The 16791-nt window shown below is 41.1% G+C and carries 15 protein-coding genes; 7 read left to right on the forward strand and 8 right to left on the reverse strand.

What is annotated here, in order from left to right; translation table 11 throughout:
• Nucleotide 1: 1 nt before the first annotated feature.
• The 4 genes from alaS to AB3N61_RS12795 all read right to left on the reverse strand — a co-directional run bounded on the left by alaS (nt 2) and on the right by AB3N61_RS12795 (nt 4592).
• Nucleotides 2-2761: an alanine--tRNA ligase gene (alaS, locus tag AB3N61_RS12780; RefSeq protein ID WP_367897770.1), complete on the reverse strand. Its 2760-nt coding sequence runs from the start codon at nt 2759-2761 to the stop codon at nt 2-4.
• An 83-nt stretch (nt 2762-2844) separates the two neighbouring features.
• Nucleotides 2845-3243, reverse strand: a complete 399-nt coding sequence (gene rpsI / locus AB3N61_RS12785) for a 30S ribosomal protein S9 (RefSeq protein WP_020768787.1) — start codon at nt 3241-3243, stop codon at nt 2845-2847.
• Between the two features lie 13 nt (nt 3244-3256).
• Nucleotides 3257-3706 (reverse strand): 50S ribosomal protein L13, encoded by a 450-nt coding sequence (gene rplM / locus AB3N61_RS12790; RefSeq protein WP_008594822.1) that lies wholly within the window; start codon nt 3704-3706, stop codon nt 3257-3259.
• A gap of 67 nt (nt 3707-3773) precedes the next feature.
• Nucleotides 3774-4592, reverse strand: coding sequence for an LA_0442/LA_0875 N-terminal domain-containing protein (locus AB3N61_RS12795; RefSeq protein WP_367897771.1), 819 nt, complete (start codon nt 4590-4592; stop codon nt 3774-3776).
• A 90-nt stretch (nt 4593-4682) separates the two neighbouring features.
• On the opposite strand from AB3N61_RS12795, the gene AB3N61_RS12800 reads away from it, so the two are divergent.
• The 3 genes from AB3N61_RS12800 to AB3N61_RS12810 all read left to right on the forward strand — a co-directional run bounded on the left by AB3N61_RS12800 (nt 4683) and on the right by AB3N61_RS12810 (nt 6790).
• Nucleotides 4683-5363, forward strand: coding sequence for a hypothetical protein (locus AB3N61_RS12800; RefSeq protein ID WP_367897772.1), 681 nt, complete (start codon nt 4683-4685; stop codon nt 5361-5363).
• A 161-nt stretch (nt 5364-5524) separates the two neighbouring features.
• Nucleotides 5525-6100 carry a hypothetical protein gene (locus tag AB3N61_RS12805; RefSeq protein WP_257588069.1) on the forward strand — a complete coding sequence of 192 codons (576 nt, stop codon included), beginning with the start codon at nt 5525-5527 and terminating at the stop codon, nt 6098-6100.
• 54 nt (nt 6101-6154) lie between these two features.
• Nucleotides 6155-6790: a hypothetical protein gene (locus AB3N61_RS12810; RefSeq protein ID WP_020768783.1), complete on the forward strand. Its 636-nt coding sequence runs from the start codon at nt 6155-6157 to the stop codon at nt 6788-6790.
• Nucleotides 6791-7019: 229 nt separating this feature from the next.
• Here the strand turns inward: AB3N61_RS12810 and AB3N61_RS12815 are convergent, their stop codons facing one another.
• The gene (locus AB3N61_RS12815; protein WP_257588070.1) at nt 7020-7664 is read right to left on the reverse strand and encodes a YceI family protein; all 645 of its coding nucleotides are present in this window, start codon (nt 7662-7664) and stop codon (nt 7020-7022) included.
• 58 nt (nt 7665-7722) lie between these two features.
• Here AB3N61_RS12815 and thiL point away from each other — a divergent pair, with 58 nt between their 5' ends.
• The 3 genes from thiL to AB3N61_RS12830 are packed head-to-tail and all read left to right on the forward strand — an operon-like array spanning nt 7723 to nt 11192.
• Entirely contained in the window at nt 7723-8643 is a 921-nt protein-coding gene (gene thiL / locus AB3N61_RS12820) for a thiamine-phosphate kinase (protein WP_257588071.1), read from the forward strand.
• A 48-nt stretch (nt 8644-8691) separates the two neighbouring features.
• A complete protein-coding gene (locus AB3N61_RS12825) occupies nt 8692-10020 on the forward strand; it encodes an MFS transporter (RefSeq protein WP_367897773.1) in 1329 nt (442 codons plus the stop codon).
• Nucleotides 10021-10028: 8 nt separating this feature from the next.
• A complete protein-coding gene (locus tag AB3N61_RS12830) occupies nt 10029-11192 on the forward strand; it encodes a DUF418 domain-containing protein (RefSeq protein ID WP_367897774.1) in 1164 nt (387 codons plus the stop codon).
• A gap of 17 nt (nt 11193-11209) precedes the next feature.
• Here the strand turns inward: AB3N61_RS12830 and AB3N61_RS12835 are convergent, their stop codons facing one another.
• A complete protein-coding gene (locus tag AB3N61_RS12835; RefSeq protein WP_367897775.1) occupies nt 11210-15049 on the reverse strand; it encodes a PAS domain S-box protein in 3840 nt (1279 codons plus the stop codon).
• Nucleotides 15050-15218: 169 nt separating this feature from the next.
• On the opposite strand from AB3N61_RS12835, the gene AB3N61_RS12840 reads away from it, so the two are divergent.
• Nucleotides 15219-15647 carry an MAPEG family protein gene (locus tag AB3N61_RS12840; RefSeq protein WP_020768846.1) on the forward strand — a complete coding sequence of 143 codons (429 nt, stop codon included), beginning with the start codon at nt 15219-15221 and terminating at the stop codon, nt 15645-15647.
• Here the strand turns inward: AB3N61_RS12840 and AB3N61_RS12845 are convergent.
• Nucleotides 15637-16188, reverse strand: a complete 552-nt coding sequence (locus tag AB3N61_RS12845; protein ID WP_232420966.1) for a hypothetical protein — start codon at nt 16186-16188, stop codon at nt 15637-15639. The genes AB3N61_RS12840 and AB3N61_RS12845 overlap by 11 nt on opposite strands.
• A 90-nt stretch (nt 16189-16278) precedes the next feature.
• The gene (locus AB3N61_RS12850; protein ID WP_367897776.1) at nt 16279-16791 is read right to left on the reverse strand and encodes an SseB family protein; all 513 of its coding nucleotides are present in this window, start codon (nt 16789-16791) and stop codon (nt 16279-16281) included.

Here is a 16791-nt window from a genome sequence, read left to right on the forward strand (position 1 = left end):
CTTATTTTCCTCCGTTCAAACTGGAACTTGCTTTTTCCAATGCGGATCGGACTGCTTCTTCCACTTTGGAAACTTCTTTTCCTCCGCCTTGTGCCATGTCCGGTTTTCCGCCGCCCTTTCCGCCTAAAATTTCACAGGCGGTTTTTACAAGTTCTCCGCAATGGATCTTTCCAACCAAAGAAGAGGAACAAGTAATTACGATACTGGCGTCTTCCGTGTTTTTGCTGGCAAAAATGGCTACTATTTCCTTCTCTCTTACCTTGATATTGTCGGAAAGTCCTTTTAATGCCTTCGCATCCTTGGACTCAAATATCGCAGAAACAATCTTAACGGAACCGATCACTTTAGAATTTTCGAATACTTTTGCGATCACTTCCGGATTGTTCTCGAAGTCCCTGGATTCTCTATTTTTTTTCCCTTTTAAGAATTTGGATTGGGTTTCTTCCAATTCGAGCGAGAGTTTTTCGGAAAGATCTCTAAGAAAAACGACTGCATCCGCCCCCTTGGTCTCGAATAAGGATCTAATCTCATCCGGTCCTGGGATAATCGTTTTGATAGAGAATGAGGCACCGTCTGTGGCTAACTCGTCTTTGATCTTTAGATTTAGATTTTGGACAGCTTCCGTTAATTCTGCAAATCTGTTTTGGAAGGTTTCCACAACCAGCGGGCCTGCCACTGCTTCTATCCTTCTATTCCCGGCACCCGGGCTGGATTCTTTTTTAATGAAGAAGTATCCGATATCCCCGGTATTCCCCACATGAGTTCCCCCGCAGAATTCCAAGGAGCGATCGCCCATCTGAAGAACTCTTACACTGTCTCCGTATTTTTCGTCAAAGGCGGCGACTGCTCCCGTTTTTTTAGCTTCTTCGATCGGAAGGACCTTTGTATCGACCGGGATATGACGCACGATACTTTCGTTCACCCAGGATTCTATATTACGAATTTCTTCTGGACTCAAAGGGCTCGGATGAGAGAAGTCGAAACGTAGATATTCTGGAGATACGATGGATCCCTTTTGGAGCACATGATTTCCCAGTAAAGTGCGAAGTGCCCCGTTTAATAAGTGGGTTCCGGAGTGATGGAATTTGAGTCTTTCTCTTCTTTCCTTCTCTACTTCCAACCTAGCCTTGTCTCCAACGGAAAAACTTCCGGAGAGAACGGTTCCGATATGAAGAATGATATCATTCTCTTTCTGGGTGTCCAAAACCTTAAAGACGGACCCGTCCTTTCGGATGAATCCGATATCCCCCACCTGTCCTCCTCCCTCCGGATAGAACGGACTGGAAGAAAATACGAATACTCCCGACTCCCCTTCTTTGAGTGCTGCAGCTTGTTTATTATCCGAGAATATAAATTTAAGATCGGACTCGGCTTCTAAAACGTCGTAACCCAAAAATTGGGTCTTATCCGTTTTGATCCCGGTGAATAAAGAGACTTTGTTTGCTTTCCAGGTCTCGCGAGAAGATTGCCTGTCCTTCTCCAATTCGTCCTCGAAACCTTTACGATCGAAGGAGAGTCCGTGTTCCGCTACGATCTCTTCTGTCATCTCCGCAGGGAAACCGTACGTTCCGTATAACAGAAAGCTGTCTTTTCCGGAGAATGTATTGGAACCTTCCGATTTTGTTTTGGAAACGAGGACTTCTATCTTTTCCAAACCGATCTCTAAGGTTTTGAGGAATAACTCTTCTTCTGCGAGAAGTGTTCTTTCCACGGAGGAAATATGTTTTTCCAGTTCAGGATATCTTTCTTTATAAATATCGCATACCGATTTTGCCAGTTTGTATAGGAAAGGTTCTTTTAGATCCAGTTTTCTGGCGAATAATACGGCCCTACGGATCAGGCGACGGATAACGTATCCTCGCCCGGTTCTGTCCGGATAGATCCCGTCGGATACAGTAAACAATACGGAACGAATATGGTCCGTGATCACCCGAAAAGGAACTTTAGTGGATTCGTTATACGTTTTCCCCGAGATCTTTTCCACTTCTTGGATGATCTTTTTCAGCTCGTCCGTATCATAAACGGAGTCCACACCTTGCAGAAGTAAAGCCACTCTTTCCAATCCGGAACCGGTATCGATGCCTGTTTGTTTGAGCGGATGAAGATTTCCTTCCGTATCTTGGTTGAATTGGTTGAATACTATATTCCAAAATTCTAAAAAACGATCACAATCACAGCCCGGTTTGCACTCGTATTTGACACCACAATCCGGGAACGCTTTTTCCGGCCCTCTATCCAAATATAATTCGGAACATGGTCCGCAAGCGCCGCTATCTCCCGCAGGTCCCCAGAAATTATCTTTTTTTCCTAAACGAGTGATCCTTTCCTTCGGAATACCTTTGGAGATCCAAATTTTTTCTGCTTCATCATCATTTTCGAATACAGTAATCCAGATCTTCTCTTTAGGAAATCCAAGATAGTTTACCGAACAATCCAGTGCGTATTCGATCGCTTCTTCCTTGAAATAATCTCCGAAGCTGAAGTTTCCCAACATTTCAAAGAATGTACAGTGCCTTTCCGTTTTACCTACATTCTCCAGATCCGTGGTTCGAAGACATTTTTGAGCGGAGGCGGCTCTTGTATAAGGAAGTTCCACAGCGCCTGTGAACAAAGGTTTGAACTGCACCATTCCCGCAGTCGTGAATAGAAGTGTAGGATCTCCCGCAGGCAATAAAGAGGAAGAAGGCACTATTGTGTGGCCCTTCTCCTTAAAATAATCCAAAAAAATTGTGCGGACTTCGGAAACTTTTTTAAAATTCATGTATCCCCTAAAAACAGAAAATGCCCGAGGTCTTGTTGGCAAGAACTTCAGGCATTCCCAAAAAAAGATCTAAAAAGCGTAAATTAACGTTTAGAGAACTGAGTTCCTCTACGTGCTTTGTGTAGACCGTATTTCTTGCGCTCCACCATACGTGGGTCACGAGTCAGAAGGCCTTCTTTTTTAACAGTCGGTCTGAACTCGGGATTATAACGGCAGATTACTCTTGCAAGTGCATGGCGGATCGCTCCCACTTGCCCGATGATCCCTCCCCCGGAAACGTTTACCTTAAGATCAAACTTTTCAGAAACGTTCATCAGAGTTAAAGCGGTTAAAGCTTCTTTAATATTAGAACGGCTATTTTGCAGATAATCTTTGTAATCCTTATCGTTGATTACAATTTTTCCGGAACCTTCTTTTAATTTTACGCGGGCGATCGCGTTTTTGCGACGTCCTACTGCCCAAATTTCCTTGGCGGTTGCCATATTCTAATATCTCCTAGAGTTCCAGTTTGATCGGCTTTTGAGCGCCGAGATTATGCTCGGTTCCAGGGAAGATCCTGAAATGGGTTAACATTTCGGCACCGAGTTTGCTTTTAGGAAGCATACCTTTTACTGCTTCGTACAGGATTTTTTCAGGTTGTTTTACTCTCATATTCTGGAGAGTAGTAGCTGTCATACCACCCGGATAACGAGAGTGATGGAAATATTCTTTTTGAGTCTCTTTATTTCCAGTCACAGCTACCTTAGCAGCATTGATAACGATAATATTATCTCCACAATCAACGTTTGGAGTAAAAGTAGGTTTATGTTTACCGCGGAGTCTAGTTGCGATCTCCGAAGCGAGACGACCTAAGGTTTTGCCTTCTGCGTCGACTACGTACCAAGCTTTATTAGCTTGTTCCTTTTTTAAGGAAGGAGTTCTATGCGGTTTAGATACGATTGGCATGGGTATGTCCTGTATTGGCCAATTTCGCGTACCGGCCTAAGGGGTCAAGGAAATACGAACAAAATTCCTAAAAACCAAGGCTAAAACTTGCTTCCGCGCCCCAACCGACTCTTCCCGAGGCAGACCAATCCGGTTTAGGTACGACTGTCCAAGCAACTGGATTGGCTGTTGCACCCTCCTCCCAAGATTTTCCCAGAAAATAGGTCCGGACCAATTGAGCCAAATACACTCCACCCAACAAATATACGGAAGTATTATAGGTCTGGACGGAGCTTTCATAATCCGCTCTTGCGCTGGGGACTATGGTGAGAAGGTAGAAATTTGCAATCCCGCCTCCGTAGATAAAGGAACCGGTAGTACTACTCTTGGAGACGGCATCATCATATTTACTTTTTGCGGATTCCGCTTCGGATCTGGAATAACCGGCGTATGCTAAGCTGGCAAGGAATGCGCCGCCGGTAATCTTAGCTTCCAGTTTATTGTCGGTATACCATTGTCCCCAGCCTGGTAAAAGTGCGGAACGCCAAACCGCGCTCCATCTACTTCTGTTAGGTTCGTTAGAAACCGGAGGCGGAATGATCTGGATCGGTTCCTCTACTATTTGGGGATTTTCCTGGACTTTCTTCTCTTCTTCCTTACGAATGCGATTCTCTTCTTCTCTAGTGATATCTTTATAAATGATTTTTAATATATCTCTTTTACTGATGGTCTGTTTGCCGGTGTCGGATTGAACGGTGATCGTCTTCTCGTTTTGGCCGACTACGTTACCGATCACTTTGCCACCCTTGCGGAGAAGAATGGTTTGTTCGGCGAATAGCAGACTTGGGGTTAGGACCAAGGCCAATAGGAAAAAAACTGTAGAACGGACTTTAGAATTTGGACGCATCTTGGCAGAAGGAAAAACTTTTAGACATTTTAGTCAAGTGTAATGAGAAATTCCTTGAACTTTGTATAGCCATCCCGTGAGTATAGTATTATGCGAAGTCGCTCTTTCATCCTTATAACAGTCCTTTGTTCTTCCCTATATTACAATTGTTTGAGCGAAAAGACCTGCTCCGACGAGGATAAAAGCTGTAGTTCTCAAGCCTTACTTACCTCCATCCTTTCTGTTCCGAACGGGATCTATATTTATTCCACGATCAACACTTATCAAGGCAATCTTGCCGCATACGGATCAGGACCGGAAATAGGAGGTCAAAATATTTGTAAGGGAGAAAAATTATTTTCATCTCTTGTGAATCAGTTTTGTCCCGACGTATGGGCTTTTATATCTAGCGAATCAGTGCCTTTATTCACATTTACAAATGCCTTTTCCGTTCCAAGCAATCTTCCGATCTACGGCCCCACGGGTATATTGATCTCGGATACCTGGGAAGATTTTGTTCTCGGTGAAATAAGTCCGAAACAGCCTCTGTCCAGTTCAGGTTTAGGGGATGGGGATTTTTGGACCTTTTCCACTATAGGCGGAGGGTTAGCGGGAGATAATTGTAATGCCGGATCGGATAATACCTCCGAATTTTTCGGAGCAGTCGGTTCGCCATCCACGAAGAACAATGATTGGATCAATCCTGGAGGAGAATCATTCTCCAGTTGTGATTCCCGTTATCGTGTACTTTGTGTTTGTTTCACACCGGTTATCAATTCCGAATCCCAATAAAACTTTCTTGATCTCTCTAAAGATTCATTTTTAAAAGATCCACATTCTGCACATCATTCAGTAAATTATTTCTTGCAAAACACGGCCGTTCGGTCTTTAATCGTGCGGTGAAATTTTTTGCGATATTACTTTTCTTCTTATTTTTTTCCGCATACGGATGTATGAATGGTAAAACCTGTTCCTCAGAGGATAAGAGTTGCAGCGCTAACGAAATTTTATATTCTCATATTTCTACTCCTCCGGGGATCTATCTCTATTCTACTCAAAAATCCTTTCAAGGAAACTTAGCCGCCTATGGACCGGACCTCCAGATCAGCCTTATGAATATTTGTGCCGAAGCGAGACTTTTCGCTCAGACCATTTCCAATTGCGGGAACGTTCTTCCTCTAACTGCAAGCCCGACGAGCTCCGTTAGTTCGTACACTACGGATTTTTCGTTAGATGGGACTTTACCAATAAGAGGAGCTCGAGGAGAATTAATTTATGACCAATGGAATTTAATTTTATCTTCTAATCCGAAACTATCAATGAGTGAAGCGGGAGTAACGACCGAAAAATTTTGGACTTTTGCGACCACCGGATGGGGATATGCTTCCAGCTCCTGTGTAAACGGCACCTTGTCAGATAATGCAAATGTTGGAATTACGGGAGATCCGAATGATATCGGTTTGAGTTGGCCATCCTTTGCAAGCGATACCTGCGACCAGTATAGAAAAGTTTTGTGCATCTGTTATTAAAGATCTTTTTTCGTCTAAAGGTTTAGAGATTCGTCTACTTTCGGGAATTTTTATATGAGCAAAACATTTTACTTTTTTAGTTTCTTACTTCTATTTTCCAACGCTTGTATGTCTTCCGACGTCTGCTCCGATACGGATAAAGCCTGTAACACTAAAGAACTATTATTTTCTATTTTTTCCACCCCGAAAGGGATCTATCTGTATTCCACCCAAAGTTACCAGGGAGATCTGGCAAAATTCGGATCCAGCTTAGACGATAGCCTGTATAATATCTGCACTAGTAATAAGTTATTTTCTTCGATCACGGATTTCACTTGTTCCAATATTCTTCCAGTAGTCTCCACTTCTACACATTACCTTTCTAATTTTCCGACGGATTTCGGCCTGCCTGATAATACTGAATATCCCGTGAGAGGACCGAGAGGTGATATTATCGCAAATTCTTGGACAAATATGTTTCCAGGACTACAGATTACCTTGGCAGAGGCAGGAGTGATATCTCAAAACTTTTGGACTTTCTCCAACTCGGGAGGAGTTTATAATTCCGCCGATAACTGTATCGATGGGACGAATATGGGAGCCGCAGGGGCAATCGGGTCTGCGACAGATATCACTACAAGTTGGATTTTATCGGGCGCTCCGGCGTGTAGCGAATCTCATCCGATAATTTGTCTTTGTTATAGGAATTAAACAGTAAGAAGCCGGAAATAGAAAACGGATTTAAGATTTAAAATTGATTTATAATTTCTTGCTTACTTACAAACTATAACTTATCTTTGGCTGGATGACGGTCCGTATTCTTTTTGTTATATTCTTTTATATCTTCGCAAGCGGATGCCTTTCCGATAAAACCTGCTCGGACCAAGATAGGAGCTGTAGCCCTAAGGCGACCTTAATGAACCCACTCCGCTTTTCCATCTTATTTACAATCTTTCTTTAATGTAGATTTTATAATAATTTCTACATCCGGCCAAAGAACCGATTTACCGTCTTTCCCCTTATGCAGATCGTTACAAACCTTGTTCAATTCAGTTAATGCCTTTCCTGCATTCCACTGATTTACGTCCAAGAGGCCTTTTGCTTCTATAACTTCTCCAGCTAAAGTAAATTGTAAGGGAACTTCCTTACTGACTCCATTCCATAAAAGTTTTACCACACCGCTTCCGGATTTTCCATCCGTTTCTAATTTTACAGAAGAGACGGAACCTTCTATTTTTCCGTTCTTTTTCAGATTTCCGAAAAATGCTCCCTTGATCTTAGGATCTCTTTCCGGATTTCCGCTGTCCAAATCCAAAGCATCGATTGAGAATTTTAAACCTTTTAATGTGTCGGGAACCGTAGCCGCCGATTTAGTTCCGGAAATATTCAATTTCGTAAACTTACCGCCGACTCCAGTTTTTTCGGTGAATTTAAACGCTTTCCACTCCAGACCCGTTGCTTCGCTGCTAATGGAATATTTACAAGAAGTCTCTGCTGATAACGAATTGAATTGCCAACTTCCCCCAAAAGAGAATACTGAAAAAATCAGTGCAATTAGATAAAAAGAATTTATACGAGATTTCATAGCCTTATACTAGGGTTACAATAAAACAAAGTCAAGATTTTTAGATATCGGAAAACAATTGAACGAAGAAGAACTCATCTCCTCCTTATATCCCCCCGGCAAAGAACAGGAAAACGACTGTTATTCGGACAAAGAAGGGAACTTGATCACGACGGATACGATAGTCGAAGGAACTCATTTCCGATTGGACTGGAGTCGCCCCGAAGATCTAGCTAACAAGTTGGTGGAAGTTAACGTGTCGGATATAGCAGCGGCTAACGGGACTCCTCAAAAAGCATTTTTCAATTTCGGACTTTCTCCTTCCTGCAATCGAAAAGAATTTTTAGAACCATTTGTCGACTCATTTAAAAAGGCATTAACTTCTTATAAAATAGAACTTTGCGGCGGGGACACTTATCGGACCCAAGAATTAAACTTAACTTTAACTTTGTTAGGAAAATCGGATTCTCCTGTAGATAGAAAGGGAGGAAAACCGGGAGATAGTGTTTACTTAAGCGGTCATATAGGCGCTTCTCTTTTAGGATATAAAATATTAGAAGGCGCATATATTTCACTTTCTCCGGAAGTAAAAAAGATCGCTCTAGACAGACATTTAAGACCTAAGTCAAGATTAAGTTTAAGCCGTTCTTTATATTCGAAAAATAGAATACATGCCGGAATGGACCTAACCGACGGGCTTAAACAGGATGTGTTCAAATTGGCAAAATCTTCCGGTGTTAGGATCGAATTGGATCTGGACAAACTTCCATTCGAAAACGGAGTGAAAGAAGCAATCGGAATAGAAGGAGTTCTGACTTCAGGAGAAGAATTAGAACTTCTATTCTTATCTCCGGACGAATTACCTTCTTCTTGGGAAGGGGTCTCTATCCGAAAGATAGGCTCAGTCTTAGGTATCGAAGAAGGCGAATCCCCACAGGTTACATATTCTTACGAAGGAAAAACTTATTTTCCTAAAGAATCCGGATTTAGACATTTTTGATCAAATTCTACTTGTGCTTAGGATAGATGGCATCATTCTTCCCGATCGATGAGAATCGGTCTATTATCCTGGATTTTACCTAAGCCCCCTAAACCGTTACTTCCCGAATCGGAAGTCCGCTCCCTGTATCCCAAATTCCGATGGAGAATATTAGAAGCTACATTTTTAGGTTACTCAGTCTTCTACACTGTTCGGAACAATTTTCCGGTTGTTTCCAAGGAAATCGGCGAAGCGCTTTCCTACTCTCAGGAGCAAATCGGAAATATTATAGCAATCACTTCGATCTCTTACGGGATCGGAAAATTCCTGATGGGAGCGCTATCGGATAGAAGTAATCCTCAGGTTTTCATGCCGTTAGGTCTCATTCTAACAGCAATTTGTAATGTATGTTTCGGTGCTTCTTCCGATTACCAAACACATTTAATCTTATGGGGACTAAATGGGTTATTTCAGGGAATGGGCTGGCCGCCTTGCGGAAGGTCCTTAGGCCATTGGTTTTCCGTTAAAGAAAGAGGAGAAAAATTCGCAATCTGGAATATAGCGCATAATGTTGGCGGCGGACTCGTAGGAGTGATCGCTGCTTATAGCGCTTCTTGGTTCGGATGGAGGAACGCATTTTATATCCCCGCTGCAATCTCGTTCCTAACCGCGATCTATTTATATTACAGATTATTGGATACTCCTCAGTCTGTCGGGCTTCCTTCCATTGAAGAATATACCGGAACGGAAATCGACTCCTCAAAAGTTTCCGAATTGGAGAGGGAATTGAGTTTCAAAGAAATATTGATAGATTCGGTTCTCTTAAATAAATACGTTTGGGTCTTTGCTTTGGCGAATTTTTTCGTGTACGTAGTCAGATATAGTCTTACAGATTGGGGACCTTCTTATCTAAAATTCGTTAAAGGTGCAAGTTTGGAAAAAGGAGGGATTAGCACTCTCATCTATGAATTTGCCGGAATAGGATCCACATTACTCGTCGGTTGGTATTCCGATAAGGTGGGAGGAAAAAGAGGATTAGTCAGCTTGGTTTGTATGGTCCCTATATTATTCGCGTTATTCGGCATTTCCCTTATTCCTCAGGGATATTTATGGGCGGACCTCACACTTTTTGGAGTGGTAGGATTTTTTATCTACCCGCCTGTCATGCTATTAGGGGTGGCCGGGTTGGACTTTACTTCTAAAAAAGCGGTAGGGACTGCGGCCGGATTTATCGGTTTGTTCGGATATTTAGGAAGGACAACTCTTTCCAAGGTTTTAGGATGGATGAGCTCTTTCTCCTGGTTTCGTTGGGAACATTCTATATCTATAATATTCCTTTCCGCAATTTTAGCGATAATTCTTCTCGCTTTCACATGGACTTGGAAACCCAAACATTAAGAAAAAATATGAACAACAGAATAGGATTCATAGACTTTTTGAGAGGCTTTGCGTTATTCGGGATACTTGCGGTCAACTTACCGTACTTTTCCAAACCTATGTATCTGGTTGCTTCCTTAGGGGAAAACTCCAATCTTTTAGATTCCATAGGTTCTTGGATCGTAGCATTTCTCTTTGAGTCCAAGTTTTACGTATTATTCTCTTTTCTATTCGGTTACGGATTTTTTATACAACTGGAGAACAGCCCGGAAACAAGCTCAGGAAACGTATATTTCAGGAGGATATTCGGTTTAGGAATATTAGGCATTCTGCATGGAATATTTCTTTTTATCGGGGACATACTTCTTTCTTACGCAATTTTAGGAACCGTACTCTGGTTTCTGAGGAATAAAAACTCTTCTTGGTTACTAAAGTTTTCCCTCTTTTGTATAATACTTGCCGCGTTTTGTAGGATAGGAATGAGTTTGGCAGAGGGAGAAATTAAATCCCAACTGGAAGCCGATCTTCCGCGTCTATTGGATGAAAGCAGAAAAGCGTATTTAGGAGGGTTCTGGGAAAGTAGTATACAAAGAACAAAGGATACCATCCTCTCCATTCCTTTTTTAGTCTTATATCAATGGCCTTCGGTTCTTTCCATGTTTGCTTTGGGATTTTATGCGGCTAAAAATTCCGTATTCTCGAATTGGGAAAATACGAAGCCAGGATTTAAAAAACTTTTTCCTTGGATGCTAACCCTTGGGATTTTAGGAAATTTTATATACACATTACATTCTCGTCATATTCTTCCGGAAAACCAAAACGTTTTCTTAAAAATCCTATTTGCGATAACGGATACTTTTAGCGCGCCTGCGCTCACATTCAGTTATGTGTATCTGCTCGGAAATTATTATCATTCTGAAAAAAGTTTAGCCGATCGAATTTGGTTCGAGGTAATGGGTAAACTTTCTTTGACCTGTTATTTAGGAGAGTCCTTGGTTTGCTCCTGGATCTTTTGTGGATGGGGGCTTGGATATTTCGACCAGGTTGGAAGTTATATTGTCCTAATTCTGACTGTTCCTATTTGGGTATTCTTCGGATTATTTTCCTTTATCTGGAAAAGAATGTTCTCGTTAGGCCCTATGGAATGGATACTGAGATCCTGGACATATTGGAAGGCTATCAAAATACTTTAATAAAACTCAAAGTATAGTCAACTCATCCATCGAAAGATGATCCGAGCAAAATCCGCTTTCACTGCGGGTTTACTTATATAATCATCCATCCCCGCTTCCAAACATCTTTCTCTTTCACCGGAAACGATCCCTGCAGTCACAGCGATAATCGGGACCCGAATACCGTCTTTTTCCAGAACACGGATCGCTTTGGTGGCCTCGTACCCGTTCATCTCAGGCATTTGGATATCCATGAAGATTAGGTCAGGATTTGTCTCTCTATACTTATCGACAGCTTCCCTTCCGGTTTGAGCTTCTATACATTTTGCCTTAGGGAGAATTCTTTTGATGATACTTTTTGCTAACATCATATTAACCGAATTATCTTCTGCAATCAGCACGGTTGCAGTTTTACGAATCGTAGCTGCACCCTCTTGGTCCCTCGTAATCAACGGGAACTCGAAAGGCTCCTTCAGGATCTGATTTCTTGCCAGGATATCGAATAATTTTTGCATATGGATCGGTTTAGAGACGACTTCCTGCACCCCCAGTTTTCGAGATTCCGAAACGAAAGATTCTCCGTCTTCCGGATTTACGATCAGTACGATCGGCTGATCCTCGTTTCCGATCCTTAGATCCTCTCGTATTTTTCGGACCAATTCCAAGGCGTTCCCTTCCGGCATTTCGGAATCCATTAGAATAATATCATATCTATTCCCTTTAGATAGAGTCTGAATCATTTCATCTCCGTTACTCATGAAATCCGCGGGAATATTCTGCAAAGATAACATTTCTCCGATTAACTTTATGTTCTCTTGATCTTTATCTACGATCAAAACCTTTTTGATCGAACGAAGTCTGATCCAATCTTCTCCGATAATTTCGGAAATATGAAGTTTTAGATCGAAATAGAATGTACTTCCTTTTCCCAATTCGCTTTTTAACTGAAGACTGCTTCCCATCATAGAGAGAAGTTTATTGGATATAGCAAGACCTAAACCCGTTCCTCCGAATCTACGAGTGGTGGAAACATCTCCTTGAGAGAATGCTTCGAATATTTTGTCCTTCGCTTCCGGTGCGATACCGATCCCCGTATCTCTCACAGAGAATCTGAACTCCCCTTCCGTCTCGGATATTTTTTTAAGAAGTTCTATCTTAAATTCTATTTCGCCTTCTTCCGTAAATTTTACGGAATTACTGAATAAATTCACTATGATCTGTCTAAGTCTTACACTATCGGCTTTTACGAATCTGGGTACGTCCCAGGCTACATTCACTATAACTTCTAATCCTTTCTTTTGGGCTTGGAACTTGATCGTATTTACGATCTGGCTGCAAAGTTCCAAAAGGTTTGTTTTTTCATAAGATAATTCAAGTTTTCCGGCTTCAATCTTAGAAAAATCTAATATATCGTTAATAATATCCAATAAAGATTCGGCGGATTGGAAGACTGTCATCATGTATTGGTGCTGGATGGAATCCATGGAAGTTCGCAACAAAAGGTCGGAAAATCCTATGATCCCGTTCAAAGGAGTCCTGATTTCGTGGCTCATATTCGCTAAAAAATCCGACTTGGCTTTATTCGCCTGTTCCGCTACCAGTTTCGCTTTTTTTAATTCTTCTCTTTGGAGGCAACTTTCAGTGATATCCTGAGTGAACATCATGATCCCGCCTACTGACCCGTCCAGTTGATACCAAGGTCTCACTTCCCAACGAAGATATTGGTCATGATCCCAACCTTCCGGTCTCCAAACATCTTCGTCGTTTTTTAAGACTTCACCGGATAAACATCTTTGATGAATATCCTTCCATTCCTGGGAAATATTCCCGAATACTTCGTAATGGGAAAGTCCAATGATATTTTTGCCGGATACATGGTATTCAGTTAACCACCTTTCGCTGACAGCAATATATTTGATCTCGGTATCAAACATAGCAACCGCGGCGGGGGCATGTTCGACGAATGCTGATAATCTGGACTTTTCTTGGAATAATTCTATCTCAGCTTTTTTTCTTTTATCTATATTATAAAATGCGCCGTAGATCCTTAAACATTCTCCATTCTTAAATTCCGCACTCCCCACTGTCCTAACCCAAAGTTCGTTACCATTGTAAGTGATCAATTTGATCTCAAGATCGTACGGTTCTCCCTGTTTAATAAGTTTATCCACCGCTTCTAAAATTTTTTCCTTATTTTTTCCTTCTTTAACAAATTCTAATGCTCCTCTTACATTTGGATCGAAATCATGCGGAACTTCAAACATTTCCTTTGTGACTCCCGACCAAGTTTCCGTATTGTTTTTCAGATCCAGGTCCCAGGCCCCTATTCTAACCAACTTATTGGTTTGTTCCAAAAGCTCCTTAGCATGACGCAATTGTTCTTCCGTCTTTTTGATCTCGTCTATATCCATGATCTGGGCTATAAAATGATTAGGCTTTCCGTCCGCGTCTCGAACCAAAGCAACGGAGAGAAGTATCCAAACGATCCCTCCATCTTTTTTAATATAACGTTTTTCTAAATGATATCCGGACCTTTTACCCTCCAAAGTTTCCGCCAATAACTGCAGATCCTTTCCTAAATCCTCATGATACGTAATATCCCTGAAAGTCAGTTTGGATAATTCTTCCCAATCATATCCGAGCAGTTTGATCAGATTTCCGTTAACTTGGATCCATCTTCCTTTCGGATCTAGAATTGCCATCCCGATCGCGGAATATTCGAAAGCGCTCCTAAAAGAACTCTCCATTCTTTTTCTTTCGCCTATATCTCTTGCTATCTCTGCGGAGCCTATCATCTTTCCGGATGAATCGAACACAGGAGAAAGAGTGATAGACATTTCTATCGAATGCCCGTCCTTTGCTTTACGAACGGATTCAAAACTTGCTGTCTCTTTTTGTGAGATCATCTTTTGATTGATTTTGGCTTCCAATTCCTTGGATTCCTTCGAAACCAGAATATCAAAATTAGATCCTAAAATATCAATCGGACTATAACCGAATATTTTTTCAGCACCTCGATTCCAAGAATTGATAGTACCCTCCAGGTCCTTTCCGATAATCGCATCATCTGAAGACTCGACTATTCTCGCTAACTTTAAATTCTCAGCTTCCGCATTCTTAATTTTGGAAATATCGCTAACAATCACGGAGAAGCCGATCACTTTGCCTTCCCTAAAATCGGGAATATATTTTGCCAGAGAATATCTAAAACTTTTCCCATCGGGAGATGGGATCTTTCTTTCAAATAATTGGCCTTCCCCTTTTAAAACTTTTTGTACATAAGGATAATTTAATTCAAATAATTCGTTACCAAGAAGGGTCTTCATATGTTGACCGACAATCTTTTTAGCCTCGATACCGAACCAGTTTTGATACGCATCGTTCGCCAATCGGTTAATCAGATTGGAATCCCAATAGCCGATCATATCCGGTAAAGCGTTGATCAAGGAAAGAAAGTCCAATTCCCTCTTCATCGTATGGAGCTCAGACTCTTTTAGGATGTTGACCCCTCCGATACAAAAAAGTTCACCGGACGGATCTTGTAAAAATTTAAGTTTAGTATCCGTCTCTAGCTCGGTACCTGAGAATGTTTTGTAACGTACGCGAAAAGTTTTTGTATTTTCTAACTTCTTTATCTGAGAATGGAGTAACTCATGATCTTTTATAGAAAAAAGATCCTTCCATCGAATAGAACAAAGTTCCTGATCCGATCCCGAAAATCCCAAAACGGATCTGAACTTAGGATTGATCCAATATCGATCTTCGTTCGATAGATCTAAGATCCATATTCCATCCAATCCCTCCGATTGAATAAATTGGAAAACTCCCCAATCTTTCTGAATCCAGTGATAGACTAACTTTTCTAAGGAATCTTGCATATTGAATATATGGATATAGGACGTAATTAAAGGGCCTTTAGATTAGTTAAAAAGTTTCAGGAGTCAACGAAAATCGAAATGGAAGATTTTGAAATTCTATGACTTTTGCTTGCAGATTAAATGAGAAACGATTTTATATAAAATTCTTTTAGATTCAAAGGATCCGAAAATGCAAAAAGAATTATGGCTTCTTCCAGTCGGAGCGTTAGCTCTATTGACTTTTTTCGTTCTTTTACAAATCCCTATCCGTCGTTTTTATGCAGGATTTATCGGAAAAGTGAGCCCGGATGATTTTAAGTTCGGAGAATCCACAAATGTCCCTCAATGGGTATCGATCGCGAACCGGAACTACATGAACTTATTGGAAATGCCCCTATTATTTTATCTGATCTGCCTGATACAATATTTGACGGAGGCAATCGATCCTTTAAATTTTCAATTGGCTTGGATCTATGTGGGGTTTAGATTTTTGCATAGCTTGATCCATCTCACCTATAACAACGTTATTCATAGATTGACAATCTTTGCAGCGAGTAATTTCGTTTTATTCGGGATTTGGGCGAACTATTTTTGGAAATTCCTAGGCGTTATTTTTTAGGGATGAAAATTTCCTTAAATAAAGCCCGATCCAAAGTTTTTAATCCCATAAAACGTCCCAATTTTTCGTATTCTCCGTCTTGAGAATAGAAAGGCATTAGGAATATAAAGAAAATCTGATAATAGTAGTCATATTTTTCCGTTAGATCTACCGAACCTAAAAGTTCACCCTTTGAATTATAAAAGTCCGTACTCATGGAAAAGGAGCCCTCTTCCCGATACGGGCGAAACCCCCAACCTTTGGAAAATGTGTAATCCATCCCCCTATCTTCTGCCTGGGATTCTACGATCTTAATTTGGACTTTCAAGTCGCCTCCGGAAGAAGTTACGACCTCTCTAAATAATCCCGAATCCTCATAAGCGGAAACCAGCAGGTTTGTCCAGATTTCCTCCCTGCTTTTCTGCTCTTCTTCTTCCAGATTATAAGCGTGATCATCCTTTTCAGGAATATAGATCACTTTAAGAGAAACTTTTTTATAATGTTTTAATACTTTTCCCTCGTTTAAGCTCGAAGGAAGAGAAAGTTCGGATCTCGAGACCAAGATACAATTCGTAAATAAAGCGGATAAAAGAATAAGATGAAAAATATATATTCGGAAAGTGGAATACATAGAACGTCGTTCAAAGAAAGATTATTTTTCCTTTTGCAACAATTCCAAATGTTCCCTGGAAAGCAACCATAACGTAGAACCTGGATCTATGGCGACCCCGGAAACTCCTTTGTTCTGTAGACCTAAGACCCATAATTCTTTCGCAGTGATAGGAACAAGCGGGGTTTCTTTTTTAAAATAACGAAATGACTCCGAAGGATGGGAGAATGCAGGTAAGAACACTCTACCTCTTTCATCGCTTACGTATAATAATACGATAGGTTTCGCTCCTTTATTAGGGGAAACTTTCTTCTTTTTTTTGGCTGCAACTTTCTTTTTAGGTTTTGTCTTTTTCGGGACGGCTTCCTCACCCGCATGAGGGATCAAAAAGTAAGCTTTGGTAAGTTCTGCGGACAGTTTTTCTAAGTTTTTCTCGGAACGATTTTTTGAATAAAGATAAATCGCCTCTCTGAACCTTGCATTTTCTCCGTCAAATTTGGGAATAGGCTCGAAGTATTCTCTAATGGAAGAGAGGACTCTTTTGAAGTTATACAT

The sequence above is a fragment of the Leptospira sp. WS58.C1 genome, assembly GCF_040833995.1.
GTDB classification, from domain to species: domain Bacteria; phylum Spirochaetota; class Leptospiria; order Leptospirales; family Leptospiraceae; genus Leptospira_B; species Leptospira_B cinconiae.

Coding starts and splice junctions, on each gene's coding strand:
- alaS (WP_367897770.1), bottom strand. CDS start 2,761: ATGAATTTTAAAAAAGTTTCCGAAGTCCGCACAATTTTTTTGGATTAT.
- rpsI (WP_020768787.1), bottom strand. CDS start 3,243: ATGGCAACCGCCAAGGAAATTTGGGCAGTAGGACGTCGCAAAAACGCG.
- rplM (WP_008594822.1), bottom strand. CDS start 3,706: ATGCCAATCGTATCTAAACCGCATAGAACTCCTTCCTTAAAAAAGGAA.
- AB3N61_RS12795 (WP_367897771.1), bottom strand. CDS start 4,592: ATGCGTCCAAATTCTAAAGTCCGTTCTACAGTTTTTTTCCTATTGGCC.
- AB3N61_RS12800 (WP_367897772.1), top strand. CDS start 4,683: ATGCGAAGTCGCTCTTTCATCCTTATAACAGTCCTTTGTTCTTCCCTA.
- AB3N61_RS12805 (WP_257588069.1), top strand. CDS start 5,525: ATGAATGGTAAAACCTGTTCCTCAGAGGATAAGAGTTGCAGCGCTAAC.
- AB3N61_RS12810 (WP_020768783.1), top strand. CDS start 6,155: ATGAGCAAAACATTTTACTTTTTTAGTTTCTTACTTCTATTTTCCAAC.
- AB3N61_RS12815 (WP_257588070.1), bottom strand. CDS start 7,664: ATGAAATCTCGTATAAATTCTTTTTATCTAATTGCACTGATTTTTTCA.
- AB3N61_RS12825 (WP_367897773.1), top strand. CDS start 8,692: ATGAGAATCGGTCTATTATCCTGGATTTTACCTAAGCCCCCTAAACCG.
- AB3N61_RS12830 (WP_367897774.1), top strand. CDS start 10,029: ATGAACAACAGAATAGGATTCATAGACTTTTTGAGAGGCTTTGCGTTA.
- AB3N61_RS12835 (WP_367897775.1), bottom strand. CDS start 15,049: ATGCAAGATTCCTTAGAAAAGTTAGTCTATCACTGGATTCAGAAAGAT.
- AB3N61_RS12840 (WP_020768846.1), top strand. CDS start 15,219: ATGCAAAAAGAATTATGGCTTCTTCCAGTCGGAGCGTTAGCTCTATTG.
- AB3N61_RS12850 (WP_367897776.1), bottom strand. CDS start 16,791: ATGTATAACTTCAAAAGAGTCCTCTCTTCCATTAGAGAATACTTCGAG.